Here is a 23029-nt window from a genome sequence, read left to right on the forward strand (position 1 = left end):
GCGTCTCACCCGCTGCTCAATACCGTTGAGCCATGAAAGTCCCCCGTCCGTGGTCGGTGCGGGCGTGGCTCGACACGGCCCACGTGATGATCGGTCTCCCGGTCGCCGTGCTGCTCGGCGGGCTGACGCTCGTCCTGGCCGTGTGGCCGCCCCTGCTGATGCGGAGAGTGCCGCTGTTCACGAGGGTGCAGCGGTCCAGGTTCGAGGCGTTCCTGGGCGCGCACATCCCGCCCGTGCGCTCCCCGAGCAGCTGGCGCAGCCCGGCCACGTGGCGGCAGATCGGCTACCACCTGCTGTCGCCGTTCGTGGGGTTCGCGGGCGCGTTCCTGGTGGCGGTGGCGTGGGGAGGGGCGATCGTGGGGCTGCTGTCGTTCCTGCCGCAGAGGTTGCAGCCTCCGCCGATGGAGTTCGAGGAGTTCGACCTCAGGGACGGCAAGGTCGTGGCGATCTACATGGTGATCGGGCTCGTGCTCCTGGTGCTCGCGCCGCTGCTGGCGCGCGGCATGGCGGCGCTGGACCTGTCAGTGGCGCGTACGCTGCTCGGGCCCAGCCGTTCGGAGCTCGGCCAGCGGATCGAGACGCTGACGGAGAGCCGGGCCGGGGTGATCGACGCGGCCGACGCCGAGCGCCGCAGGATCGAGCGTGACCTGCACGACGGCGCCCAGCAGCGGCTCGTCTCCCTCGCCATGAACCTCGGCCTGGCCAGGGCCACCCTGACCGACCTGCCCGAACCGGCGCGCGAGGCCATCGCGCAGGCGCACGAGGAGGCCAAGCAGGCGCTCAAGGAGCTGCGCGACTTCGTACGGGGCCTGCATCCGGCCGTACTGAACGACCAGGGCCTGGACGCGGCGCTGTCCGGCGTGGCCGCCCGCGCGCCGTTCCCCGTGAAACTCCGCGTCGACATCGAGCGGCGTGCCACTCCGACCATCGAGGCGGTGGCGTTCTTCATCGTGTCCGAAGCACTGACCAACATCGCCAAGCACGCGGCGGCCACCAGGGCCGAGGTGAGCGTGCGGCGCGAGCGCGAGCGCCTGTATGTGCTCGTGTACGACGACGGCTGCGGCGGAGCCCGGCTTGACGGCGGCACGGGGCTGCGTGGCCTGGCCCAGCGGATCGACTCGGTGGACGGGTCGCTCCGGCTGTCCAGCCCGCTGGGCGGCCCTACGACGATCGAGGTGGACCTGCCGTGCGAGTAGTGCTCGCGGAGGATTCCGTACTGCTGCGCGAAGGGCTGATCAGGCTCCTGGACGCCTCCGGCATGGAGGTGGTGGCGGCGGTCGACGAGGCCGAGGGGCTGCTGCGGGCGGCCGCGGAGCACAAGCCCGAGCTGGTCATCACGGACGTCAGGATGCCGCCCACGCACACCGACGAGGGCCTGCGCGCCGCGCTCGTGCTGCGCCGCCAGCAGCCGGGCCTGGCCGTCCTGGTGCTCTCGCAGTACGTCGAGGAGCGCTACGCCGCCCAGCTCCTGGCCTCGGCCGCGACGGGCGGGGTCGGCTACCTGCTCAAGGACCGGGTGGCGGACGTGGCGGAGTTCATCGACGCGCTGCGCAGGGTGGCCGCCGGCGGCACCGCGCTCGACCCGGAGGTCGTGGCCCAGCTCCTGCTGCGCGGCAACAGCGACCCGCTCGAACGGCTCACGCCCAGGGAGCACGAGGTGCTCAAGCTGATGGCGGAGGGCCGTTCCAACGCCGGCATCGGCCAGGCCCTGGTGCTCAGCGAGGGGGCGGTCGGCAAGCACATCGGCAACATCTTCACCAAGCTCGACCTGTCGCCGGCCGAAGGCGACCACCGGCGCGTGCTCGCCGTCCTGCAGTTCCTCAAGATCAGGAGCCTGCCGTGAGAGCCGCCTGGCTGGCGGCGGGCGCGGTGGCGACCGCGATCGCGCTGCTGTTCTCCACCGTGGGGCTCTGGCGCGGGGTCGCGCGAGCCAGGCTGCCGGAGGAGAACACGCAGAGGTCCATCGCCTTCGAGCACAAGAACATACGCATCAGGACGGGCAAGGGCACCCAGGTCGACCTGACCGTCCTGCCCGGCAAGGCGGGCGAGCTGCTCATCGCGAGGTCCCTGCGCTGGTCGAGGCAACGGCCGACCATCACCGAGGACTGGGACGTCCGTTCCAGCACCCTGCAGCTCGACGCCGTCTGCCCCGGTGAGGAACAGCCGAACGGTCCCGTCTGCTGGGCCGACTACGTGATCTACGTGCCGCCGGAGACCGACGTCGAGGCCGGCACGGGCAACGGCCGGCTCAGCGTGAACGATCTGTTCGGCAAGGTGCGCCTGTCCACCGTCGCCGGCGACCTCCTGGTCAACAACCTCTCCGGCACCATCTGGGCCAGGAGCGGGACGGGCAACATCCATGCCAGGGATCTCGACGTCGAGGCGGCCGACGTGGAGATCGGCTCGGGGGACGTCGACCTGTCGTTCGCCAGCGCCCCCACGACCGTCAACGCGGTGGTGCGGACGGCGGGCAACGTCAGCCTGGACCTCCCGAGGACGGTCTACCAGGTGACGGCGGAGGGAGGCGAGACCAAGATCGACGTTGATCAGGACCCCTCGTCACCACGGAAGATCGTCGTGAGGGCGCCGAAGGGCAGGGTGTCCGTCTGCTGCGACTGAAGATCCTTAAGATCTGTTTACTCTGGTGACTGGTTGGTAAGTTCCCGGCATGGAGTCTGCGAAGCACGCCGGTGACGCCGCTGTCGCCGTTTCCAAGGCCTACGGCGTCGAGACCATGTTCACGCTGTCCGGAGGGCACGTCTTCCCCCTCTACGACGGCGCCGTACACGAGGACATGCGCATCCTCGACGTACGCCACGAGCAGAGCGCGGTCTTCGCCGCCGAGGCGACCGCCCGGCTGACCAGAAAACCGGGCCTGGCCGTGCTGACCGCGGGCCCCGGCATCACCAACGGCGTCAGCGGCGTCGCGACCGCCCACTTCAACGGCTCCCCCGTCGTCGTCATGGGCGGCAGGGCGCCCCAGTCGCGCTGGGGCAGCGGCGCCCTCCAGGAGCTGGACCACCCGCCGCTGCTCAAGCCGATCACCAAGCTGTCGTTCACCGCGGCCGACGCCGAGTCCATCGGCCAGGACGTCGAGATGGCCTTCCGTACCGCGGTCGCGCCCCATCGCGGCCCGGTCTTCCTCGACTTCTACATGGACCACCTGTTCTCCCCCTCCCGCGCGCACGAGGTGCGGACGCAGACGCCGTCGCCGCTCGAGCCCGACCCCGACGACCTGGCCGCCATCGCGCGGCTGCTGGCCGAGGCCGAGCGGCCCGTGCTGGTCTACGGGTCCGACGTGTGGATGGACCGGGCCGAGGAGGCCGCCCGCGACTTCGCCGAGACGTGGCGGCTGCCGGTCATCCCCAACGGCCAGGGCCGCGGCATCCTGCCCTCGGGCCACGAGCTGCTGGTCACGCGGGCCCGCAGCCTGGCGTTCAAGCAGGCCGACCTGGTCATCGTGATCGGCACGCCGCTCGACTTCCGCCTGGGGTACGGCTGGTTCGGCAGCCAGGACGCGCTGGCCCGCGTCGTGCACATCGCCGACGCGCCGTCCCAGCTGGCCACCCACATGCAGCCGGCCGCGTCCGCCGCGGGCGACCTGTCCGTGGTGCTCTGGAGCCTCGGCACCGCCTGCGGCGACGCCGGGGTCAAACCCGACGCGTACGCCTCCTGGGTGTCGAGGCTGGCCGACACTGCCGCCGCGGCCGTCGCGGGCGACGCCGAGCTGCTGGCCTCCGACTCCGACCCGATCCACCCCATGCGCGTGTACGGCGAGCTGGGCAAGGTCCTGGCCGACGACGCCGTGGTGATCGGCGACGGCGGCGACTTCGTCTCCTACGCGGGCAAGTACGTCGAGCCGAAGCAGCCGGGCAACTGGCTCGACCCCGGCCCGTACGGCTGCCTCGGCACCGGCCTGGGCTACTCGGTAGCCGCCCGCCTGGCCAGGCCGTCCTCCCAGGTGGTGCTGCTGCTGGGCGACGGCGCCGCCGGGTTCTCGCTCATGGACGTCGACACCCTCGTCCGCCACAAGCTGCCCGTCGTCATGATCTGCGGCAACAACGGCATCTGGGGCCTGGAGAAGCACCCCATGCAGCTCCTGTACGGCTACGACGTGGCCGCCGAGCTCCAGCCGCAGTGCCGCTACGACCAGGTCGTGACCGCGCTGGGCGGAGGCGGCGAGCTGGTCACCAAGCCGTCGGAGATCGGGCCGGCGCTGCGCAGGGCATTCGACTCCGGCATCCCGTACCTCGTGAACATCGCCACCGACCCGCAGATCGCCTACCCCCGCAACACCACGGGGGTGTGAGACCTACGGCTTGGGCGTGGCGCTGGGCGAGGGGCTGCCGGTGGCGTCCTCCGGGCAGACGCCGTCGACGATGACCAGCGTGACCGGCTTGGTCACGTCCTGCACCGTCCCCCCGCCCGGCGCGGTCTGGCTGACCTTGCCACAGCGCATGCCGTTGGAGGTGGAGGTCCGGTCGTCGGGGATGATCTCCTCGAAGCCCGCCGCCTCGACCATCTCCTGCGCCTTCAGGAACGGCAGCCCGACCACCTTGGGCACGCGTGCCTTCTTGACGGTCGGCGTCGGGGTGCTCGTGGGGGTCTTGGTCGGCGTCTTGGTGACGCTCGGCGTGCTGGAGGGCGTCTTCGTCGGCGTCCTCGTCGGCGGCCTGATCTGCTCGGTGTCCGTGGGCCGCGGCCTTCCGGTCGTCGGCTCGGGGTCCGGAGTCGGCTCCTCCACGGGGGGCTTCGGGGACTTGCTCTTGGAGGGCTTGGGGGTGCTCTCCGACCCTGCCGACGAGGCGGTGGCCGTCGGCGTGGGGTCGCCGGTGGTCATGCCCGTCAGCGCGACCGCGGTGGCACCGGCGCCGAGCACCACCGCGACGGCGATGCCCGCGATGAGCCCGGTCCTGCGCGGCGCCTTGGCCGCACGGCGGCCGCCCGGGCGCCGGTCGGCCATCGTCGTCGTCTCTTCGGCGGGACACGCCTGATGGGCACCCGTCTGGTACGCGTCCACCGGCGGCGCCATGGTGGCCCCGGTGGTCAACACCGGCTGTTCGGGAGCCGGGGCGGGCGTCTGCCCGCTCGCGATGGCCTTGGCCGCCTCGCTCATGGCCCTGGCGGTCGGGAAGCGCCTGGCCGGGTCCTTGGACAGCGCGACCTCGACCAGCGTGCGCACGGCCTGGGGGATGTCGGAGGGCAGCGGCGGCGGGGCCTCGCGGATGTGCTTGAGCGCGATCGTGACCGCACTGTCGCCGTCGAACGGCCGCTGCCCCACCAGGCACTCGTACGCGACCACGCCGAGCGCGTAAATGTCGACCGCGGGCGTGACAGGGGCGCCCTCGGCCTGCTCGGGGGCGCAGTAGGCGGCCGTGCCGAGCACCATGCCGGCGTCGGTCAGCCGGTTGGCCAGGTCGGAGCGGGCGATGCCGAAGTCGGTCAGCACCAGCGTGCCGTCGCGCTGCACGAGCAGGTTGCCCGGCTTGACGTCCCGGTGCACGATCCCCCGATCATGCACGGCCTGCAGCGCCGACGCGGCCTGCGCGATCAGCTCCATGGCCGCCTGCGGCGGGATCCTGCCCAGCCTGGCCAGCAGCCGGTCGAGCGGCTCGCCGTCGACGAACTTCATCACCAGGTAGACGGTGTCGCCGCTGACGCCGTAGTCGTACACGTCGACGACGCCGGCGTGGTTGATCGTGGCCATCGCGCGCGCTTCCCCCTGAAAGCGAGCGACGAACCCGGGGTCCTGCGTACGGCCGGGAAGCAGCACCTTGACGGCGACGGTGCGGGCCAGGACGATGTCCTCTCCGCGCCACACTTCGCCCATGCCGCCGGCGCCGATGCGGGTGTCCAGCCGATACCGCCCCGCCAGCGTCGTTCCTTGGGCCACCATGACTCCCCCGTTACCCCCCTACACCTGTAACCTCTTGCACCCCGCGGCTCTCCAACAAAGCGAACTTTCATCGCGGACAGGTCACACAGTGGTCACGGAACTCAGAGAGTGTACGACTCACCTGTCTCACATGCCACTCAAATGTCTTAAGCCGTACACACCCTATCCTGGGGCCTTATGCCCGCACTTGTCCGCGTTTCCGGGAAGTCGGCTGACCCATTAGACAGGTGCGACCGCCGCCGCCGGGCGCGGCCCGCCTTAGGCTGACCCCATGACGCTCGCTCCGGGTCTCCGCGCCCAGTTGCTCATCATGGTCGAGATGTCGGACACCGCGAAGAAGTTCGGCAGCGGGGACGTGCCGGTGCTCGCCACGCCGCGGCTGCTCGCGCTGGCCGAGGCGGCGACCGTACAGGCCGTGGAGAAGCACCTCGCGCCGGGCGAGACGTCGGTCGGCACCAGAGTCGAGCTCGAACACCTGGCCGCCAGCCCGCTCGGCACGCACGTGCAGATCGGCGTCGAGCTCACCGAGGTCGACGGGCGGCGGCTGGTCTTCGCCTTCGAGGCCCACGACAAACACGCCGTCGTGGGCCGCGGCACCATCGAACGCATCGTCGTCGACCGCGCCAAGTTCTTGGCTCGGTCGCACCGCCGCCTGGACTGAGGAGCGGCAGGAGCGAAGCGACCAGAGCGACGAAGGAAGGCGGCGGCTCTCCAGCGACCGAGCCCGCCTCCACGGAGTGGAGGCCATGAACACAGCGCTACTCGATGACGGCGATCAGGTCGCCTTCCTGGATCACGTCGCCCTCGGCCACCTTGAGCTGCGCCACCACGCCCTCGTCCTCGGCGAGCACCGGGATCTCCATCTTCATGGACTCGAGGATGACCAGCGTGTCGCCGTCGGAGACGGTGTCGCCCTCCTTGACGACGACCTTCCAGACGTTCGCCACCATCTCAGCGCGTACCTCAGCCACCGGAACTCCCCTCTGGAATCAATGTACTCACCTTAGGCCCGCATCCGCCCAACCAGACCAGTGTCATAGACACCAGTAACAAACTCCGCGTTGTCCAGCAGCTCCGCACAGAACGGCAGATTGTTCTTGGGCCCTTCGACGACGAACGCGTCCACCGCCTTGCGCGCCTTCTCCAGCGCGTCGGCGCGCGTCTCGCCGTGGACGCAGAGCTTGGCCATCAGCGGGTCGTAGAACGGGGTGACCGTGTTGCCCGCCGCGTAACCGGAGTCGACGCGTACGCCCTCTCCGTCCGGCTCCACCCATGCGGTGATCGTGCCGGGTCCGGGGAAGAACCGCTGGGGGTCCTCCGCGTAGACCCTGAACTCGATCGCGTGCCCGGTGGTCGCGGGCCGCACCTCGGGGCTCTCGCCGGCCGCGACCCGCAGTTGCAGCTCGACCAGGTCGAGCCCGGTGACCAGCTCCGTGACCGGGTGCTCCACCTGCAGCCGGGTGTTCATCTCCAGGAACACGAAGTCCTGCTCGTCGGCGTCGACCAGGCACTCGACGGTGCCCGCACCGAGGTAGCCGACGGCCTCGCCGGCACGCACGGCCGCGGCCAGCATGCGCTCGCGCAGTTCGGGGGTGATGCCGGGGGACGGCGACTCCTCGACGACCTTCTGGTGGCGGCGCTGTACGGAGCAGTCGCGCTCGCCCAGCGCCACGACCCGGCCGTCGGGCAGGCCGAGGATCTGCACCTCGACGTGGCGGGCCCGCTCGATGTAGCGCTCGAGCAGCACGGCCGGCCCGTCGAGCGCGTCGCCCGAGAACCTGGCGGCCGCCCTGGCCGCCTGCTCGAACGCCTTGGCCAGGCCCTCGTCGTCGTGGGCCACGCTCATGCCGATGCCACCGCCGCCGCCCGCCGTCTTGACCATGACCGGGTAGCCGATGGCGTCGGCGGCCTTGAGCGCCAGCGACAGGTCGGTGACCGGCTCGCGGGTGCCCGCGGCGACCGGCACGCCGGCCTTCTCCATGAGGTTCCTGGCGTTGATCTTGTCGCCCATCCTGTCGATGGCCTCGGGCGCGGGGCCGATCCACACCAGCCCGGCGTCGATCACGGCCCTGGCGAACGCGGCGTTCTCCGCGAGGAACCCGTAACCGGGGTGAATCGCCTTGGCACCGGTCGCGCGGGCCGCCTCCAGCACCTTGCCGGCGTCGAGGTAGCTCTGCGCGGGGTCGGCCGGGCCGATCAGCACGGCTTCGTCGGCCTCGCGCACGAACGGCAGGTCGCCGTCGGCCTCCGAGTGAACGGCGATGGCGCGCAGCCCCAGCCGCTGGACCGTGCGGATGACCCGCCGCGCGATCTCCCCTCGATTGGCGACCAGAACGGGTCCGAGCGTCTCAGTTAACACGCCGACCACACTAAAGCCGCGACCGCCGCGGCTCCTTTCCCTCTAAACCACCGATCCGGCGATCATGATCTGTAGGAACCCCACAATTCGTACGGGCTAGACGCGCCCGCGGTCGATCACCCGGGTGAGCGCCTCGATCGCATGGGGATCGTACGCGCTGCCAGAAGCCAGCCGGATGCGCTCCAGCGCGGCCCCCGCGCGGTCGCGGTCGGTCGAGGGCCCCACCAGGTCGTCATAGGCGTTGGCGACCTTGATGATGCGGCTCGACAGGGGCGGGTCGTCGGTGATCGGATCGCACTGGCGCCGCACCACGTCGGCGACCCGGTCGAGCACGCCGGTCTGCCTGATCACCTCGGCCCCCAGCTCGGCGATGCGCCGCGCCTGGTCGGGCTCGGTGAGGACGGTGGCGCCGCCGGGGATCGGGTCGCGCAGCGAGAGCTGGCCGATGTCGTGCATCAGCGAGGCGTACTCCAGCTCGAGCAGCTCGGGCTCGGACATGCCCAGCTCCCTGCCGATCGCCACGGCCAGGCGGCTCACCCGGCGCGAATGCCCGGGCTCGACGTAGCCGCCGACCTCCGTGACCCGCGACAGCGCGCGTACGGTCTGCAGGTAGGTGGCGCGGATCCCGGCGTACTTCCGGAAGGCCACCTGCGTGACCAGCAGCGGCGCCGCGAACACCAGCAGTGCCACCAGGTCCATGCTGTGCGTGGCCAGCGCGAGCAGCACGCCCGACGAGGCCACGGCGGCACCCAGTGGGAAGGCCATGTTGACCTCGTCGCGCACGGCCACCCGGAACGAGGTGCGCAGCCGCTCGGCCCGCAGCAGCGCGGCGATCAGCACGTCGATCATGAGGGTGATCGCGATGAGCGTGACCATCACCGCGAGCGCCGGCCACCAGGTGCTGGTCGGCGGCTTGGTCAGCAGGTAGAGCGGGTCGGCCAGCGGCCGGAACGCGAAGGCCAGCAACGCGCCGGTGAGCAGCCGCCGCGCCATCGCGTCCAGCCGCGGCGGGCGGCCGACCGCCAGGTGTGGGAGCGCGCCGGCCGCCATGCCGACCGCGATCACGGCGACGACCTGCAGGGCGGAGTGGCGCAGCGGGTTTTGGCTGAGGTCGAGCAGCAGCGTGTAGCCCAGCGCGGCGGCGGCGCCGATGGGCGCGACCTCCCGGTTGCCCGGCATGGTGAGCCTGGCCAGCTCGCCGACCGCGATCAGCGCCCCGAACCCGACCGCGATCTCCGTGCGGTCGAGCCCGACGGCCGCGGTGTGGGCGACGCCCGCGATCGCGACCAGCCCCGCCGCGCAGATGAGCAGCAGCTGGCCGGAGTCGAGCCGGCGGAAGACCGTGTTGAGAGAGCGTTCTGCGCGCCTCGGGCGCTCCGTGGTGATCATTGCCCGGTCACGACCTCGATGGGCATGGTCGGGTCGTCGTGGTCCTTGATCGGGGTCTCGTCGGGCGGCGGCGCCTCGACCTTGCGCGGCGGCTGCCACGGCTCCCGGTCGAGCACGCGGATGAAGGCCGCGACCATGACGGGGTCGAAGTGGGTGCCCGCGGTCTTGCGCAGCTCGTCGAGCGCCTCCGTGACGGGCCTGGCGCCCCGGTAGGAGCGGTCGGAGGTCATCGAGTCGAACGCGTCGGCCACCGCGATGACCTTGGCGAACTCGGGGATCTCGTCACCGGCCAGCCCCATGGGATAGCCGGTGCCGTCGTGGCGCTCGTGGTGGTGCATGATCCCGGCGTACGCCTCGTCGAGGAACCCGATGCCGCGGACGATCTCCAGGCCCCGCATCGGGTGGAGCTGGATCGCGGCGAACTCCTCCTCGGTGAGCGGCCCGTCCTTCTGCAGCACCTTGGTGGGCACCCCGAGCTTGCCCACGTCGTGCAGCATGCCCGCGTAGCGGATGGCCCGTACGCGCTCGGGGCCCATGCCGATCTCCTGGGCGATCATGGAGGAGGCGAGCGAGACCCGCGTGCAGTGGCCCCGGGTGTAGTAGTCCTTGGTCTCGACGGCCTGGCAGAGCGCGGCGATCGTGGCGTCGTACGAGCGCTGCTGCGCGTGATACTGGCCGAACGCCCACCGCGCCACGAACAGCGGCAGCAGCACCAGCACCGCCGAGATCGACTGCACGGTCGCCCAGAGCCCGGCCACCAGCAGCCCGAACGTGCCGTATCCGAGATAGGACAGCAGGAACTGGGCCATGCCGCGCAGCGGCACCTCCGTGGCCCGCACCCGCGTGGCCAGCCCGATCATGGTCAGCGTGAGCGCGATGTTGAGCGGCACGAAGACCGCCATCGCGGCGGCGTAGGGGCCGATGAGATCGTCGAAGGCGTTGACCTGGGGCACGCCGACCTGACCGTGGAGCGCCTCGTAGACCCGCCCGGCCACGTAGCCGCAGATGGCGAACTGCGCGCCGTTGAACAGCCGCTTGATCAGCGGCAGCCCGGGCCGCACGCTCACCATCGCGGTCAGCCCCACCACCGCCGCGCCCTCCGGCCCGATCAGCACCACCGCCGCCAGCGAGGCGGAGAAGCTGACCGACACCGCGAACTGCTCCACGTTGAGCAGCGTCGGCATCGACTCGCACACCAGGAACAGCAGGGCGAGCACCAGCAGGACGTCGAGGTCCTCCGGGGCCACGGGAGCCCCGGAGACCATGACGCTGCGCACCATGAGAGCGACCGCCGCGCCGATCACGGCGACCAGATAGACCCTTGCAGGCCACGGCAGATCACGCATTGCGGCCCCCTACGGACATCAGGTCCAGGACACCCCTGGGGGAAGCACTCCCCCAGCGATCAGCATGACCACAGGAGTGAGCATGACGACGGCCGTGAGCAGCCGGGCGACCATAGCCTTGAACATCCACATGCCTCCACGTCGAGTTCTGGGGTTCAACGCTACAGAAGACGACGTCGCCGCAAGGGCGGAGTCGGAAATCGCAAGCAAAGCGTAATCAAGCCACTACTTCACGCGACGATTTCGGGCCCATTCGACGGTTTTCTTCACACCTGTCGGCAGGTCCGTACGCGGCTGCCAGCCGAGCCCTTCGTGGGCCGGCACCGGATCGACGGCCATCGCGGGCAGGTCGCCCACGCGCGGCGGCGCGAACCCGGGCTTGTCCTGAGCGCCCGCCGCGTCGGCGATGAGCGAGTGGAGCCGGCGGTCGGTGGTCTGGATGCCGGTGCCGAGGTTGAACCTGCGGCCGTTGCCGCTCTGCCCGAGCGCCTGGACGAAGCCGTCGACCACGTCCTCGACGTAGACGTAGTCGCGGGTCTGGGTGCCGTCGCCGTAGACGACCGTGGGCGTGCCGCCCAGCAGCGCGTCGGTGAAGATCGACACCACGCCCGCCTCGCCCTCGGGCGACTGGCGCGGGCCGTAGACGTTGGAGAGCACCAGCGTGGTGTATTCGATGCCGTAGAGGGCGCGGAACGCGGCGAGGTACGTCTCGCCGCTCAGCTTCGACGCGGCGTACGGCGAGCGCGGATCGGTGGGCGCGTCGCCGGGCACGGGGATCGTGTTGGGCCTGCCGTAGACGGCCACCGACGAGGCGAACAGGACCTTGCGGGCCCGCCCTTCGTGGGCCGCGGCGAGCACGGACGCGGTGCCCTCGACGTTGATCCTGGCGTCGTTGCGGGGGTCGGCCACGCTCTTGCGCACGCTGATCTGCGCGGCCAGATGACAGACGACCTCCGGCTGCAGCTCCGCCACCAGGCCGGTCAGCGCGGGATCGAGCACGTCGAGCACGTGCAGCCGGAAGTGGCCGCTGGAGGCGGCTCCGGCCAGGTTTTCCCTGGACCCCGACGACAGGTCGTCCACCACGTCGACCTCGTGCCCCTCGACGAGCAGGCGATCGACGAGATTGGACCCGATGAACCCGGCACCCCCGGTGACCAACACGCGCATGGGGGAATCCTAGTCGGCCAGCTCCGCCCTGACCTGTGCGATGCGGGCGAGCACCTTGGAACGCAGATCGCCGGGGACCGGGTCGCAGCCGCAGTGCTTGTGCACGAGCGCCTTGATCGCCTTGTCCAGGTCATATTCCTGGAGGCACGGGCCGCACTCCTCGAGATGCACGCGGATCTCGACGACGTCGGTCTCGGTCAGCTCGCCGTCGAGATAGGCGTAAACCTTGTCGAGCACCTCGCGACAGTCGGTGTCATGCGGGTTGCCACAGCTCATTTCGATCCCTCCGCCGGGACCAGACCCCGCTCACGAGCATAGTCCTCAAGGAGGCCCCGGAGCTGCCTGCGTCCTCTGTGCAGCCTCGACATCACGGTGCCGATCGGAGTGCCCATGATGTCGGCGATCTCTTTATAGGGGAAGCCTTCGACGTCGGCCAGATAGACCGCGATCCTGAACTCCTCCGGCAGGGCCGCCAGCGCCTGCTTGATGTCGCCGTCGGGCAGATGCTCGAGTGCCTCGACCTCGGCCGACTTCAGCCCGCTCGAGGTGTGCGACTCCGCCCGCGCGAGCTGCCAGTCCTCGATCTCCTCCGTGCCGGACTGCTTCGGCTCACGCTGCTTCTTGCGGTAGCTGTTGATGAACGTGTTCGTCAGGATCCGGTAGAGCCACGCCTTGAGATTGGTGCCCTCCTGGAACTGGTGGAACGACGCGAACGCCTTGGCGAAGGTCTCCTGAAGCAGGTCCTCCGCGTCCGCGGGATTCCGGGTCATCCGGAGCGCGGCGGAGTAGAGCTGCTCGAGATACGGCATGACGTCGCGCTCGAATCGCTCGCTTCGCTGCTCCAGCGTCTCCGCGCCTGTCGCGGGCACCGGACCCACCCCCCTAAGATCACCGGTGGCCGGCTGTTGCGGAACACCGTACTCAGGGGAGGATACCCGCTGGCCGGTGCCTTGCCGGTCAGTGGGGAGGGGTCTTGCCATAGTGAGCATGCTCGTCGCAACACGCCCGCGCCCTTGTCTGTTCCCGCAAGATAGAAGGTACGAAGGACCCGGTGCGGGGAACGTCCATACGTACCGGCTGGTAGCCCTTTACCCGGAACTCAGGAGTCGCGTGTGCTGCCCATTCCGGCCGAGGAACTGAACGGCTCAGGGACGCTTGGGCCGTACTGGACCTTCTACCGCGCCGTCGCCGCCGAACAACTCAACCGCTGGCTCCCCGGCCAACCCTCCGTCATCCTCGATCTCTCCGGCGGCCGGGGGCGTTGGTCCGGCCAGGTGGCCAGGGCAGGGCACAAGGTGATCGAGGTGCTCGACTTCCGCCGCACCGTCGACGGGCGGTCCGGGCTGCGGGACGCCGACCGGGTCCGCCACGTACGCGCCGACGATCTGGCGTTCCTGCCGGACGCGAGCGTGGACGCCGTGCTCGCCGAAGAGCGCGTCATGTCGATCGAGCTGATGGCCGAGTCGGCGATGAGCGACGTGGCCAGGGTCCTGCGGCCGGGCGGGCGGGCGCTGGTGTGCGTCGACTCGCTGGTGCTCGGCATGGCGATCCTGGCCGAGCAGGAGCAGTGGCAGCACCTGCGGCAGACCGGCGAGGTCATGCTCGTGCCGTGGCCGGACGGCAGCATCACGCGGTGCTTCAGCAGCGGGCAGCTGCGCGAGCTGCTGATGGGCGCCGGGCTGGAGGTGGAGTGGATGCGGCCGCGCACGGTGCTGTCGCCGTCCACGGTCGACCACGTGCTCGGGGCCGACGCACGCGCGCTCAACTACCTGGTGCGTACGGAGCTGGAGGCCCATCCGGACGACGACGACACGGTCGGCATCCATCTGGTCGCCAGCTGCCGCAAAAGCTGACTCCGCCCGGCTGCAGAGAGGTGTGCCGCCGTTCTTCGTGTCCGGCGGCATCCCGGCTCGCTCAGCGGCGTCGCTCCCTCTTGCCCTGGCACTGCACACACCGCGCGGCCTCCGGACGGGCTTCCAGCCGCCCTTCCGGCACCGGCTTGGCGCAGTCGACGCACCGGCCGTACACGCCTTGCTCCAGGCGTTTGATGGCCTCGACCACGGCGCGCCGCTGTGATGTGGCCACGGTCAGCATGGCCTGGGCCCGATCGGCGTCGGTCAGGTCGGAGCCTGCGTCGGCCGCCGAGTGCTCGCGCACGGCGACGGGGTCGCCCTGGAGGACCCCGATCGATCGGTCCAGTTCTGCGAGCATGTCTTCCAGCCGCTCACGAGCGGTCGTGACGTCCACGAATCCGCACCTCCGGGTGAATCACGGCAACCCGCGGCTAGGACTCCCCGGTTGTCCCGCCCGGTGCAATTAGGGGCATTTATGGCGGTGACACCGAGTAAACGGATGCATCGCTTTCCTCACCGGATGCCCACTTACCGTGCTTCTTACACCTTTAGAAAAGTGCGGTTTCCTCCTCTTCCGGTAGTGGTTTGATGAGGTCCGGGCCATTGTTTCGGACGTTGTTGACGTCAGTGGAGACCGGATAGGCAGTGAGCCGCCCCTGCTCGGCGGGCACCAGCAGCCGCGTGGCCTGCTCGACGTCGGTGAGCTTGGGGTCGAGCCACTCGGCCCAGCGTTCGCGCTCGATCATCATGGGCATCCTGTCGTGGATGCGGCCGAGTTCGTCCTCGGCGTCCGTGGTGATGACGGTGCAGGTGACCAGCCATTTGAGGGGATCGTCGTCGGCCCGTGACGGGTCTTTCCAGAACTCGTACAGGCCCGCCATCGCCAGCACCTCGCCGTCCTCGGGATGGATGAAGTACGGCTGTTTCTTCTTTTTCTCGCCTTCGACCGGCATCCACTCGAAGTAACCGTCGGCCGGGAGCAGGCACCTGCGTTTGGCGAACGCCTGGCGGAACGACGGCTTCTCGGCCACCGTCTCGATCCTGGCGTTGATCAGCCGGGATCCGATCGACGGGTCCTTCGCCCAGGCGGGCACCAGGCCCCATTTCACGATCCTGAGCTGCCGCACCGCCCGCTCGGCCTCCTTGGGCACCCGGCTCAGCACGGCGTAGACGTTCTTGGTCGGCGCGACGTTGTAGTCGGCCCCGAGCTCCTTGTCGGGGTCGCCGTCCTGCTCGACCTCGAACTCCTCGAGCAACTCGTGCTTCTTGCGCGCCGACGCGTATCTACCGCACATAACCCCACACTGCCACGTACGGCTTTCGCCCGCATGTTCATCTCGCCCGTTGTCCACAGGCACGACGGCACGCTCGACGCCGTCCACAGGCTGTGACCCTCGCCCTACCACTCCCAGTACTCTTTGACCATGCCCGCTCCGACCACGCCCACGCCGCACTGGCCCGCGCCCACGGCGACCTCTCCGGTCACCGCCACCGTCCCGCTGCCCGGCTCGAAGTCGGTGACCAACCGCGCGCTCGTCCTGGCCGCGCTCGCCGACGGCCCCGGCATCGTGCGCCGGGCGCTGCGCAGCCGCGACGCGGACCTGATGGCGTCGGCCCTGCGGGCCCTGGGCGCCACCCTGGAGCCCGCCGACGAGAGCGCCGCGGGGGTCGACTGGCATGTGACGCCCGGCCCGATCCGGGGCGGCGCGAGCATCGACGCGGGCCTGGCCGGCACGGTCATGCGGTTCGTCCCGCCGGTGGCCGCCCTGGCCGACGGCCCGGTCTCCTTCGACGGCGACCCGCACGCCCGCAAGCGCCCGATGGGCCCCATCCTCGACGCCCTGCGTTCGCTGGGCGCCAGGATCGACAACGACGCGCTGCCGTTCACGATCAGCGGGCCGCTGGCGGGCGGCGAGGTCACGCTGGACGCGTCGGGCTCGTCGCAGTTCGTGTCGGGGCTGCTGCTGACGGCGGCGCGGTTCGAGAAGGGCATCACGATCCGCCACGTGGGTCCGCCGGTGCCCTCGCAGCCGCACATCGAGATGACCGTGGAGATGCTCAGGGCGGCGGGCGTCACGGTAGACGACAGCGAGTCCGACATGTGGCGCGTCGAGCCCGGCCCGATCGCGGCCAGAGACATGACGGTGGAGCCCGACCTGTCCAACGCGGCCCCGTTCCTGGCCGCCGCCCTCGTCACGGGCGGCACCGTGACGATCCCCACCTGGCCGGAGCGCACCACGCAGCCCGGCGACGCCCTGCGCGGCCTCCTCACCGCGATGGGCGCCACCGTGACCCGCTCCCCCGACGGAGCCGACCTGGTGGTCACGGGGCGGCCCACGGGCGAGATCACCGGCATCGACGCCGACCTCCACGAGGTGGGCGAGCTGACCCCGACGATCGCCGCCCTCGCCGCGCTCGCGACCACCCCGAGCCACATCCGGGGCGTCGCCCACCTGCGCGGCCACGAGACCGACCGGCTGGCCGCGCTCGCCACCGAGATCAACCGGCTGGGCGGCGACGCGGAGGAGACCGCCGACGGCCTGATCATCCGCCCCCGCCCGCTGCACGGCGGCACCTTCCACAGCTACGACGACCACCGCATGGCCACGGCCGGAGCCGTGATCGGCCTCAGGGTGCCCGGCGTGGAGGTGGAGAACATCGCGACGACCGCCAAGACCCTGCCGGAGTTCGTCCAGATGTGGGCCGGGATGCTGGAGGCGCGGTGACCCGGCGCCTGCCTGCGTGCGCGGGTTTCGCGGAGAAAACGCCGGGCACGTCGGAGAAGGGCGGCCCGTGAGGGTCCGCCGCCCGTACGGCGAGGAAAAGATCCACCTGCACGGCGCCACCCCGGCCTGCCCGCGGCGGCGCCCGATCCCCCATCACCACCGACCGGCCGACGACGCGTCCCGGCCTGACCGGGGACGGCCGCACAGGTCATCGAGGAAAGCGAGCGAGGACATGGGAGCAGACCGCTGAGGAAGCGGGAGTACGACGAGGACGACGTACGGGTCAGGCCGGGCAAGGGCTCCAGGCCGCGGACCCGGATCCGTCCTGCGCACGAGGATGCCGTGCAGGGCTTCGTGGTGGCCGTGGACCGCGGCCGCTACACGACGCTGATCGAGCCCGAACGCCTCAAGGGGTCCGCGCAGAAACGCAAGCAGCAGCCGCAGCGGCGCCTGGTGGTGGCCATGAAGGCCCGCGAGCTGGGCCGCAAGGGCATCGTGGTGGGCGACCGAGTGGCCCTCGTCGGCGACGTCTCGGGCCGCCCCGACACGCTGGCCAGGGTCGTCCGCGTGGAGCCCCGCACGTCCATGCTGCGCCGCTCGGCCGACGACACCGAAGACACCGACGGCATCGAGCGCCCGGTCGTGGCCAACGCCGACCAGCTCGTCATCGTCACCGCCCTGGCCGACCCGCCGCCCCGGCCCCGCATGATCGACCGCATCCTGGTGGCCGCGTTCGATGCCGAGATCGAAACCCTGCTCTGCCTCACCAAGTCCGACCTCGCTCCGCCCGACGAGCTGGTGGCCCTTTACGAGCCGCTGGGCGTCCCGCACGTCGTCGTGCACAAGGGCGGCTCCCTGGAGGAGCTCCGCGACCACCTGAAGGGCCGCATCAGCGTCCTGGTCGGCCACTCGGGCGTCGGCAAGTCCACCCTGGTCAACGCCCTGGTCCCGGACGCCAACCGCGCCGTCTCCCAGGTCAACGCCGTAACGGGCCGCGGCCGCCACACTTCCACCTCGGCGGTGGCGCTGGAGCTGCCGGAGAGCGGCTGGATCATCGACACTCCGGGGGTGCGCAGCTTCGGGCTGGCCCACGTGTCCATGGAAACGGTCCTGGCCGCGTTCCCGGACCTGGTGGAGGGCACGGTCGACTGCCCGAAGGGCTGCACGCACCTGGGCCCGGAGTGCGCCCTCGACGCCTGGGTCGCCGCCGGCAACGCCGAGCCCGCCCGCCTCGAATCCCTCCGCCGCCTCCTCTCCAGCCGCGAAGGCACCCTCGACGACACCCCCTGACCTCCTGGCCAGCGCGCCCACAGGCCCCCACCCGGAACGTCAGCCCACGCCCGGTGCCCCGCGCCGTCGCCACCGCCCCACCGCCCGGTGCCCTGCTCGACCGCCCGGTGCCCCGCACCATCGCCCCGCTCCACCGTCCGGCGCACAGCGCCGGCGCCACCGCTCCACCGTCCGGAGCGGTGGCGACACGCGCGAGATGGACACCGTTACCAGAAAAGGGGCGTTGGTGACTGATGTTCTGTATGGCGGACACGGTAGCGTGGGCGACCGTGCAGGGTTACAACGATGATCTCCGTCTGGCGCACGTCATGGCGGACGCCGCCGATGACCTGACCATGCGGCGTTTCAAGGCAGTCGATCTCAAGGTCGACACCAAGCCCGATCTGACGCCGGTCAGCGATGCCGACCGCGCCGTGGAGGAGGCCATCCGGGGTACGCTGCGCCGCGCCAGGCCGCGCGACGCCGTGGTGGGCGAGGAGTTCGGGAAGACCGGCTGGGGCGCCCGTTCGTGGATCATCGACCCCATCGACGGCACGAAGAACTACGTGCGCGGCGTCCCCGTCTGGGCCACCCTGATCGCGCTCATGGAGTACGGCAGGGTCGTCGTCGGCCTGGTGTCAGCCCCCGCGCTCGGCCGCCGGTGGTGGGCGGCGACGGAGGGCGGCGCGTGGACCGGCAAGAGCCTGACGAAGGCGTCCCGGATGAACGTGTCCTCCGTGTCGACCCTGGAGGACGCGTCGTTCTCCTACTCCAGCTTCGGCGGATGGGAGAAGACGGGCAAGCTCGACAACTTCCTCGACCTGAGCCGGGCCTGCTGGCGCACCCGGGCGTACGGGGACTTCTGGTCGCACATGATGGTCGCCGAGGGATCGGTGGACCTGTCGGCCGAGCCCGAGCTGTCGCCGTGGGACATGGCGGCGCTCACCGTGATCGTCGAGGAGGCCGGCGGCAAGTGGACCGACGTCTCCGGCGTGAAGGGCCTGGAGGGCGGCAGCCTGGTCTGCACGAACGGCATCCTGCACACCGAGGTGATCGACCGCCTCAACGGCACCTCTATCATCTCCTGACCAGCAGCCCCGCCCGGGACTGGATGGCGGCGGTGGCGGCGTCCAGCTCGGGGCCGTCCTTGATCGTCACGTTGTCCTCGTAGCGGACCCCGCTCGGCGGGTTGTCGTGGCCGATGGGGTCGGCGTCCCAGAAGTTGCCCCGGTAGACCACGTTCTCCAGCGGCGGCCCGACCTCCAGGACAGCGCTGCTGTCGGCCCGCATGACGACGTTCCCCTCGACCGTCACCCACGAGGCGCCGTAGTCGGTGTAGAGCCCGAAGTTGTACGGCGTCCGCGTGTCCTTGATGACGTTCCCCTGCACCAGGGCCTGGTTGTCAGCCGAGTCACCCTGCGTCCCGGCCAGGTAGATGCCGCCCCCGTCGGCCAGCGTCCGCATGGTGTCCACGGTGAGGTTGCGGAGGACCTGCGTGCCCTCCCCTGGCCCGACGGTGATGCCGCAGTGCGGGACGTCCGTGACCTCGTTGTTGGCGACGACGCATCCGTACGTGCCCGTCACGCCGATGCCTGGTGAGCCGCTGTATTCGAGCCCGACGTGGTGAACCCTGTTGTCCTCGACAGAGGCGTTCCGCGTCCCGGACACCACGACGCCGCCGCCCGACAGGGTGTCGAAGTCGCAGGTCCGCACCACGACGTCGGCGCCGCCGGAAACCCCCAGCCCCGTGGCTCCGAGCCGGGTGAACCGGCAGCCCTCGACCTCCGCCCCGACCGCGTCCTCGAACGTCACGCACGCGGGAATCGTCACGGACGCGGTCGGATACGTCACGGATGCGCCCTCGCCGATTACCGCCGTCTCGACACCGCCGCCCTCGTAGTAGCCGTTCCCGTGATAGTGCAGGAACCCTTCCGGACGGCTCGGCCGCAGCCACGTCGCGTCCGCGAACACCAGCCCCTTGAACGCCACGTCCCGCGCCCCCGCCACGCTCACGAGCGTCTCCAGGACCGGCGCCACCACCCGCGTACGAGCGGGATCCTCGCCGGGGAGCGGCAGGTAGAGCAGCACGTGGCGCCCGGGGCGCGAGCGGTCGAGCACGAAGGTCCCGGGCTCGCGCAGGAAGCTCGGGTCGTTCTCGATCCTGGTCGGCAGCCCCGGGCCGCTCGACGTCTGCCCCTCCCAGACGGAGTTGTACAGCTCGGCGGCCCACCCGAACGCCGGCTGCGCCATCGTGATCGTCGACCCGGACACCGACGCCACCCCGCAGCGCGCCTCGGTCCACGGGTAGACGCCCCGGTGGACGAACTCGACGTCCCCCGGGCTCCGCCACCCGAGCGGCTCGTCCGTGACGTACCCGGTGGCGGTCGCCCGCGCGTCGCCGGGCAGGCCGGGGATCCAGGCGCGCTCGGCCCGGCGGCCGTCCACGTAGAGCTGGCGGGTGTCGAGGTCGCCGACCTCCGCCGTCCAGACGCCGTCCCGCACCTGCCAGCCCGCGATCGGCCGGCCGCCGCTCACCACGGCCTCCTCCTGCCCGGGAGTGCCGTAGCCGTACGCCTGGTACACCGTCCCGGAGTCGGGCTCGCCGAGCGAGAACGGCTCCGTAAGCACGTGGGTCCCGCCCCTGAGGTGTACGAGGGCGCCGCCGGCCGCCTCGCGGGCCGCCGAGCGAGCGCGTTCGAGGGTGGCGAACGGGTGGTCGGCCGAGCCGGGACCCGAGTCGTCTCCGGAGGGTGCGACATGGAAGTGGAACATCGAAGACCGCCTTTGCTGTTTATGCCGTACACGTAGTAGTACACCATAAACAGGAGGAGGCGACATGACAACCGACCCCGAGGTCGAACTGCTCTGGCGAGAACAGGATCGCGAGCCGAGACCCGGCCTGAGCCTGGTCAGGATCGTGCGGGCCGCCGTCGAGATCGCCGACGCGGAGGGCCTGGAGGGCCTGTCGATGCGCAAGGTCGCCGACCGGCTCGGCTTCACGACCATGTCCCTCTACCGCCACGTCCCCGGCCGCGACCAGCTCGTGGATCTGATGGTCGACGAGGTCTACGGCGAAGGGGCGGGCACCCCCGAGGAGCCCGAGGCGGGGCAGGGGTGGCGGGAGCGGCTGGAGGCCGCGGCCAGGCAGGGCTGGCGGCTGCGCGAGCGGCACCCCTGGCTGGCCGAGGTACGCGGCACCCGCCACCTCCCCGGCCCCAACGGCGTCGCCCACTACGACCACATGCTGAGCACCCTCACCGGCACCGGTCTCACCCCGTCCGAGGTGATCGCCGTCGTGGGCATGCTGGGCCGGTTCGTGGACGCCGAGGCCCTGACCCTGGCCGAGACCCGCCGCGAGGAGCGCCGCAGTGGCGTGTCCGAGCAGGACTGGTGGGGCAGCCGCGACGCCCTCTACGAGCGACTCGACCGCTTCCCCACCCTTTCCCGCCTCTGGGAGGAGGGCGGCTGGGACCACCCGGAGGACTCCTTCGAGTTCGGTCTGCGCCGCCAGCTCGACGGCATCGAGGCCCTCATTCGCGAGCGTGACGAAAGTCGTGATGAAAGCTCTGGATGCCTCGAGTGCGGCACGCCGCTGGAGCCCGCGCCGTCCGGCCGTCCCCGGGTCTACTGCTCCCGCGCCTGCCAGCAGCGTGCCTACCGCAAGCGCCAGCACGGCTAGAGCGCGAGCACGGCCCGGACCGCGTTCATCAACCCGTCACGATAGGACCCGCCGAACAACACCACGTGAACGAGCAGCGGATGCAGCTGGTGCAGCGGCACCCGCTCCCGCCACCCCTCCGCCGGCGGAAACTCCTCCTGGTACGTCCCCAGCACCCGATCGAGGTACGGCAGCCCGAACAGCGCCAGCATGGCCAGATCGGTCTCCCGATGCCCGCCGTGGGCCGCCGGATCGATCAGCACGCCCGACCCGCCCGCCCACAGCACGTTCCCGTTCCACAGGTCCCCGTGGATCCGCGCCGGCGGCTCGGCAGGCCCCGCGACCTCGGCGAACCGCTCCACAGCCCGCTCGACCAGCGCCGCGTCCGAAGTCGACAGCCGCGCCTGCCGCAGGAAAGGCAGCACCCGCCGGGAGGCGTAGAAGTCGGGCCAGTCCGAGCAGGGCGAGTTGTCCATCGGCAGTTCGGCGATGAACCCCGGCCACGGCGCGCCGAATTCAGCCGCCCCCGCCCGGTGCAGCCGGGCCAGCGAACGCCCGAACCGCTCGGCCGCCGCCGCGCTGGGCGCCTCCTCCCGTACCCAGGACAACACCAGCCGATCGGGCCCCACCTCCACCACCTCGGGCACCACGATCGCCTCGCCCAGCCACCGCAGCCCGGCGGCCTCCGAAGCGAACACCTCGGAGGCCGCCCCGGTCTTGGCGAACACCTCGCGCCCGTCGTCCAGCACGCCCCGCAGCAACCTCCAGCCGTGCGACGACCCGAGCTCCTCAGCCGATCTCATCGGCGATGTGCTTGGCCAGGCCCTCGGAGGCCGACTCGACCAGCGCGAGCACCTCCTCGAACCCCTCCTGGCCCCCGTAGTACGGATCGGGCACCTCGGCACCCTCCTCCGCCGCAGGATCGAATGAACGGAACAGCTGCACCTCCACCCCCGCCGGCGCGATCCGCCGCAGATTGGCAAGGTTGTCCCGGTCCATGGCCAGCACCAGGTCGTAGCGGTCGAACCAGTCCTTGGTGAACTGCCGGGCCCGGTGCGCCGAGCCGTCGTAGCCGTGCTGTCCGAGGATGGCCAGCGCCCGCTCGTCCATGGGGTCCCCGGCGTGCCAGCCGCCCGTTCCGGCGCTCTCCACGGTGACGCGGTCGCCCAGCCCGCGCTCGGCGAGCGTCTGGCGGAGCACCACCTCCGCCATGGGGGATCGGCAGATGTTGCCCATGCACACCAGGCATACGCGATAAGTCATAACTCCCATCATGGGGGCGACCGGGCCCGTTCACCGAACGTTCACCCTTGTCAGGGGGCTGAAGTCACTTTCGGTGCATAGCTTCGTGGCGACTAAGGACCAA

The 23029-nt window shown here is 70.8% G+C and carries 23 protein-coding genes; 10 read left to right on the top strand and 13 right to left on the bottom strand.

The window, feature by feature from the left end; genetic code table 11:
- The first annotated feature begins 32 nt into the window (after positions 1 to 32).
- From ACIBI9_RS51215 to ACIBI9_RS51230, 4 genes are read left to right on the top strand one after another with little or no spacing between them, the layout of a single operon-like run.
- The gene (locus ACIBI9_RS51215; protein WP_397234469.1) at positions 33 to 1196 is read left to right on the top strand and encodes a histidine kinase; all 1164 of its coding nucleotides are present in this window, start codon (positions 33 to 35) and stop codon (positions 1194 to 1196) included.
- Entirely contained in the window at positions 1187 to 1843 is a 657-nt protein-coding gene (locus tag ACIBI9_RS51220) for a response regulator (protein WP_397234471.1), read from the top strand. The genes ACIBI9_RS51215 and ACIBI9_RS51220 overlap by 10 nt, the downstream gene beginning before the upstream one ends.
- Positions 1840 to 2619 carry a DUF4097 family beta strand repeat-containing protein gene (locus tag ACIBI9_RS51225; RefSeq protein WP_397234473.1) on the top strand — a complete coding sequence of 260 codons (780 nt, stop codon included), beginning with the start codon at positions 1840 to 1842 and terminating at the stop codon, positions 2617 to 2619. Before ACIBI9_RS51220 ends, ACIBI9_RS51225 begins: the two co-directional genes overlap by 4 nt.
- A gap of 49 nt (positions 2620 to 2668) precedes the next feature.
- Positions 2669 to 4309: an acetolactate synthase gene (locus tag ACIBI9_RS51230; RefSeq protein WP_397234475.1), complete on the top strand. Its 1641-nt coding sequence runs from the start codon at positions 2669 to 2671 to the stop codon at positions 4307 to 4309.
- Between the two features lie 3 nt (positions 4310 to 4312).
- Here ACIBI9_RS51230 and ACIBI9_RS51235 read toward each other — a convergent pair whose 3' ends face one another.
- Entirely contained in the window at positions 4313 to 5896 is a 1584-nt protein-coding gene (locus ACIBI9_RS51235) for a serine/threonine protein kinase (RefSeq protein ID WP_397234477.1), read from the bottom strand.
- A 271-nt stretch (positions 5897 to 6167) separates the two neighbouring features.
- On the opposite strand from ACIBI9_RS51235, the gene ACIBI9_RS51240 reads away from it, so the two are divergent.
- Positions 6168 to 6557 carry a thioesterase family protein gene (locus tag ACIBI9_RS51240; protein ID WP_397234479.1) on the top strand — a complete coding sequence of 130 codons (390 nt, stop codon included), beginning with the start codon at positions 6168 to 6170 and terminating at the stop codon, positions 6555 to 6557.
- A gap of 97 nt (positions 6558 to 6654) precedes the next feature.
- On the opposite strand, the gene ACIBI9_RS51245 is transcribed toward ACIBI9_RS51240, so the two are convergent.
- The 7 genes from ACIBI9_RS51245 to ACIBI9_RS51275 all read right to left on the bottom strand — a co-directional run bounded on the left by ACIBI9_RS51245 (position 6655) and on the right by ACIBI9_RS51275 (position 13035).
- Positions 6655 to 6867, bottom strand: coding sequence for a biotin/lipoyl-binding carrier protein (locus ACIBI9_RS51245; RefSeq protein WP_379522368.1), 213 nt, complete (start codon positions 6865 to 6867; stop codon positions 6655 to 6657).
- Between the two features lie 32 nt (positions 6868 to 6899).
- A complete protein-coding gene (locus ACIBI9_RS51250; protein ID WP_397234481.1) occupies positions 6900 to 8255 on the bottom strand; it encodes an acetyl/propionyl/methylcrotonyl-CoA carboxylase subunit alpha in 1356 nt (451 codons plus the stop codon).
- A 96-nt stretch (positions 8256 to 8351) separates the two neighbouring features.
- Positions 8352 to 9644 (bottom strand): HD-GYP domain-containing protein, encoded by a 1293-nt coding sequence (locus ACIBI9_RS51255; RefSeq protein WP_397234483.1) that lies wholly within the window; start codon positions 9642 to 9644, stop codon positions 8352 to 8354.
- Entirely contained in the window at positions 9641 to 10990 is a 1350-nt protein-coding gene (locus tag ACIBI9_RS51260) for an HD-GYP domain-containing protein (RefSeq protein ID WP_397234485.1), read from the bottom strand. Before ACIBI9_RS51260 ends, ACIBI9_RS51255 begins: the two co-directional genes overlap by 4 nt.
- Before the next feature lie 225 nt (positions 10991 to 11215).
- Positions 11216 to 12157, bottom strand: a complete 942-nt coding sequence (locus ACIBI9_RS51265; RefSeq protein ID WP_397234487.1) for an NAD-dependent epimerase/dehydratase family protein — start codon at positions 12155 to 12157, stop codon at positions 11216 to 11218.
- A gap of 9 nt (positions 12158 to 12166) precedes the next feature.
- The gene (gene rsrA / locus ACIBI9_RS51270; protein WP_387580059.1) at positions 12167 to 12394 is read right to left on the bottom strand and encodes a mycothiol system anti-sigma-R factor; all 228 of its coding nucleotides are present in this window, start codon (positions 12392 to 12394) and stop codon (positions 12167 to 12169) included.
- Positions 12395 to 12429: 35 nt separating this feature from the next.
- Entirely contained in the window at positions 12430 to 13035 is a 606-nt protein-coding gene (locus ACIBI9_RS51275) for a sigma-70 family RNA polymerase sigma factor (RefSeq protein ID WP_173526616.1), read from the bottom strand.
- Between the two features lie 234 nt (positions 13036 to 13269).
- Here ACIBI9_RS51275 and ACIBI9_RS51280 point away from each other — a divergent pair, with 234 nt between their 5' ends.
- On the top strand, positions 13270 to 14010 hold the full coding sequence (locus ACIBI9_RS51280) for a methyltransferase domain-containing protein (RefSeq protein WP_364854281.1): 741 nt from the start codon (positions 13270 to 13272) through the stop codon (positions 14008 to 14010).
- Between the two features lie 61 nt (positions 14011 to 14071).
- Here ACIBI9_RS51280 and ACIBI9_RS51285 read toward each other — a convergent pair whose 3' ends face one another.
- Entirely contained in the window at positions 14072 to 14404 is a 333-nt protein-coding gene (locus ACIBI9_RS51285) for a TraR/DksA C4-type zinc finger protein (protein ID WP_185068375.1), read from the bottom strand.
- 154 nt (positions 14405 to 14558) lie between these two features.
- The gene (locus tag ACIBI9_RS51290; RefSeq protein ID WP_397234489.1) at positions 14559 to 15305 is read right to left on the bottom strand and encodes an SOS response-associated peptidase; all 747 of its coding nucleotides are present in this window, start codon (positions 15303 to 15305) and stop codon (positions 14559 to 14561) included.
- Positions 15306 to 15434: 129 nt separating this feature from the next.
- Here ACIBI9_RS51290 and aroA point away from each other — a divergent pair, with 129 nt between their 5' ends.
- The 3 genes from aroA to hisN all read left to right on the top strand — a co-directional run bounded on the left by aroA (position 15435) and on the right by hisN (position 19093).
- Positions 15435 to 16736: a 3-phosphoshikimate 1-carboxyvinyltransferase gene (aroA, locus tag ACIBI9_RS51295; RefSeq protein WP_397234491.1), complete on the top strand. Its 1302-nt coding sequence runs from the start codon at positions 15435 to 15437 to the stop codon at positions 16734 to 16736.
- Positions 16737 to 16982: 246 nt separating this feature from the next.
- Positions 16983 to 18026: a ribosome small subunit-dependent GTPase A gene (rsgA, locus tag ACIBI9_RS51300; RefSeq protein WP_397234524.1), complete on the top strand. Its 1044-nt coding sequence runs from the start codon at positions 16983 to 16985 to the stop codon at positions 18024 to 18026.
- A gap of 233 nt (positions 18027 to 18259) precedes the next feature.
- Positions 18260 to 19093 (top strand): histidinol-phosphatase, encoded by an 834-nt coding sequence (gene hisN, locus ACIBI9_RS51305; protein WP_397234493.1) that lies wholly within the window; start codon positions 18260 to 18262, stop codon positions 19091 to 19093.
- On the opposite strand, the gene ACIBI9_RS51310 is transcribed toward hisN, so the two are convergent.
- Entirely contained in the window at positions 19083 to 20777 is a 1695-nt protein-coding gene (locus tag ACIBI9_RS51310) for a right-handed parallel beta-helix repeat-containing protein (protein ID WP_397234495.1), read from the bottom strand. The two genes, hisN and ACIBI9_RS51310, sit on opposite strands and share 11 nt — an antisense overlap.
- Before the next feature lie 64 nt (positions 20778 to 20841).
- On the opposite strand from ACIBI9_RS51310, the gene ACIBI9_RS51315 reads away from it, so the two are divergent.
- The gene (locus ACIBI9_RS51315; RefSeq protein ID WP_397234497.1) at positions 20842 to 21684 is read left to right on the top strand and encodes a TetR/AcrR family transcriptional regulator; all 843 of its coding nucleotides are present in this window, start codon (positions 20842 to 20844) and stop codon (positions 21682 to 21684) included.
- On the opposite strand, the gene ACIBI9_RS51320 is transcribed toward ACIBI9_RS51315, so the two are convergent.
- Entirely contained in the window at positions 21681 to 22466 is a 786-nt protein-coding gene (locus ACIBI9_RS51320; protein ID WP_397234499.1) for a fructosamine kinase family protein, read from the bottom strand. The two genes, ACIBI9_RS51315 and ACIBI9_RS51320, sit on opposite strands and share 4 nt — an antisense overlap.
- Positions 22453 to 22926, bottom strand: a complete 474-nt coding sequence (locus ACIBI9_RS51325; protein WP_397234501.1) for a low molecular weight protein-tyrosine-phosphatase — start codon at positions 22924 to 22926, stop codon at positions 22453 to 22455. Before ACIBI9_RS51325 ends, ACIBI9_RS51320 begins: the two co-directional genes overlap by 14 nt.
- Between the last annotated feature and the right edge of the window lie 103 nt (positions 22927 to 23029).

This window comes from Nonomuraea sp. NPDC050451, assembly GCF_044458585.1.

Coding starts and splice junctions, on each gene's coding strand:
- ACIBI9_RS51240 (WP_397234479.1), top strand. CDS start 6,168: ATGACGCTCGCTCCGGGTCTCCGCGCCCAGTTGCTCATCATGGTCGAG.
- ACIBI9_RS51315 (WP_397234497.1), top strand. CDS start 20,842: ATGACAACCGACCCCGAGGTCGAACTGCTCTGGCGAGAACAGGATCGC.
- ACIBI9_RS51265 (WP_397234487.1), bottom strand. CDS start 12,157: ATGCGCGTGTTGGTCACCGGGGGTGCCGGGTTCATCGGGTCCAATCTC.
- hisN (WP_397234493.1), top strand. CDS start 18,260: ATGTTCTGTATGGCGGACACGGTAGCGTGGGCGACCGTGCAGGGTTAC.
- aroA (WP_397234491.1), top strand. CDS start 15,435: ATGCCCGCTCCGACCACGCCCACGCCGCACTGGCCCGCGCCCACGGCG.
- ACIBI9_RS51230 (WP_397234475.1), top strand. CDS start 2,669: ATGGAGTCTGCGAAGCACGCCGGTGACGCCGCTGTCGCCGTTTCCAAG.
- ACIBI9_RS51310 (WP_397234495.1), bottom strand. CDS start 20,777: ATGTTCCACTTCCATGTCGCACCCTCCGGAGACGACTCGGGTCCCGGC.
- ACIBI9_RS51260 (WP_397234485.1), bottom strand. CDS start 10,990: ATGCGTGATCTGCCGTGGCCTGCAAGGGTCTATCTGGTCGCCGTGATC.
- ACIBI9_RS51255 (WP_397234483.1), bottom strand. CDS start 9,644: ATGATCACCACGGAGCGCCCGAGGCGCGCAGAACGCTCTCTCAACACG.
- ACIBI9_RS51215 (WP_397234469.1), top strand. CDS start 33: ATGAAAGTCCCCCGTCCGTGGTCGGTGCGGGCGTGGCTCGACACGGCC.
- ACIBI9_RS51290 (WP_397234489.1), bottom strand. CDS start 15,305: ATGTGCGGTAGATACGCGTCGGCGCGCAAGAAGCACGAGTTGCTCGAG.
- ACIBI9_RS51235 (WP_397234477.1), bottom strand. CDS start 5,896: ATGGTGGCCCAAGGAACGACGCTGGCGGGGCGGTATCGGCTGGACACC.
- ACIBI9_RS51325 (WP_397234501.1), bottom strand. CDS start 22,926: ATGACTTATCGCGTATGCCTGGTGTGCATGGGCAACATCTGCCGATCC.
- ACIBI9_RS51320 (WP_397234499.1), bottom strand. CDS start 22,466: ATGAGATCGGCTGAGGAGCTCGGGTCGTCGCACGGCTGGAGGTTGCTG.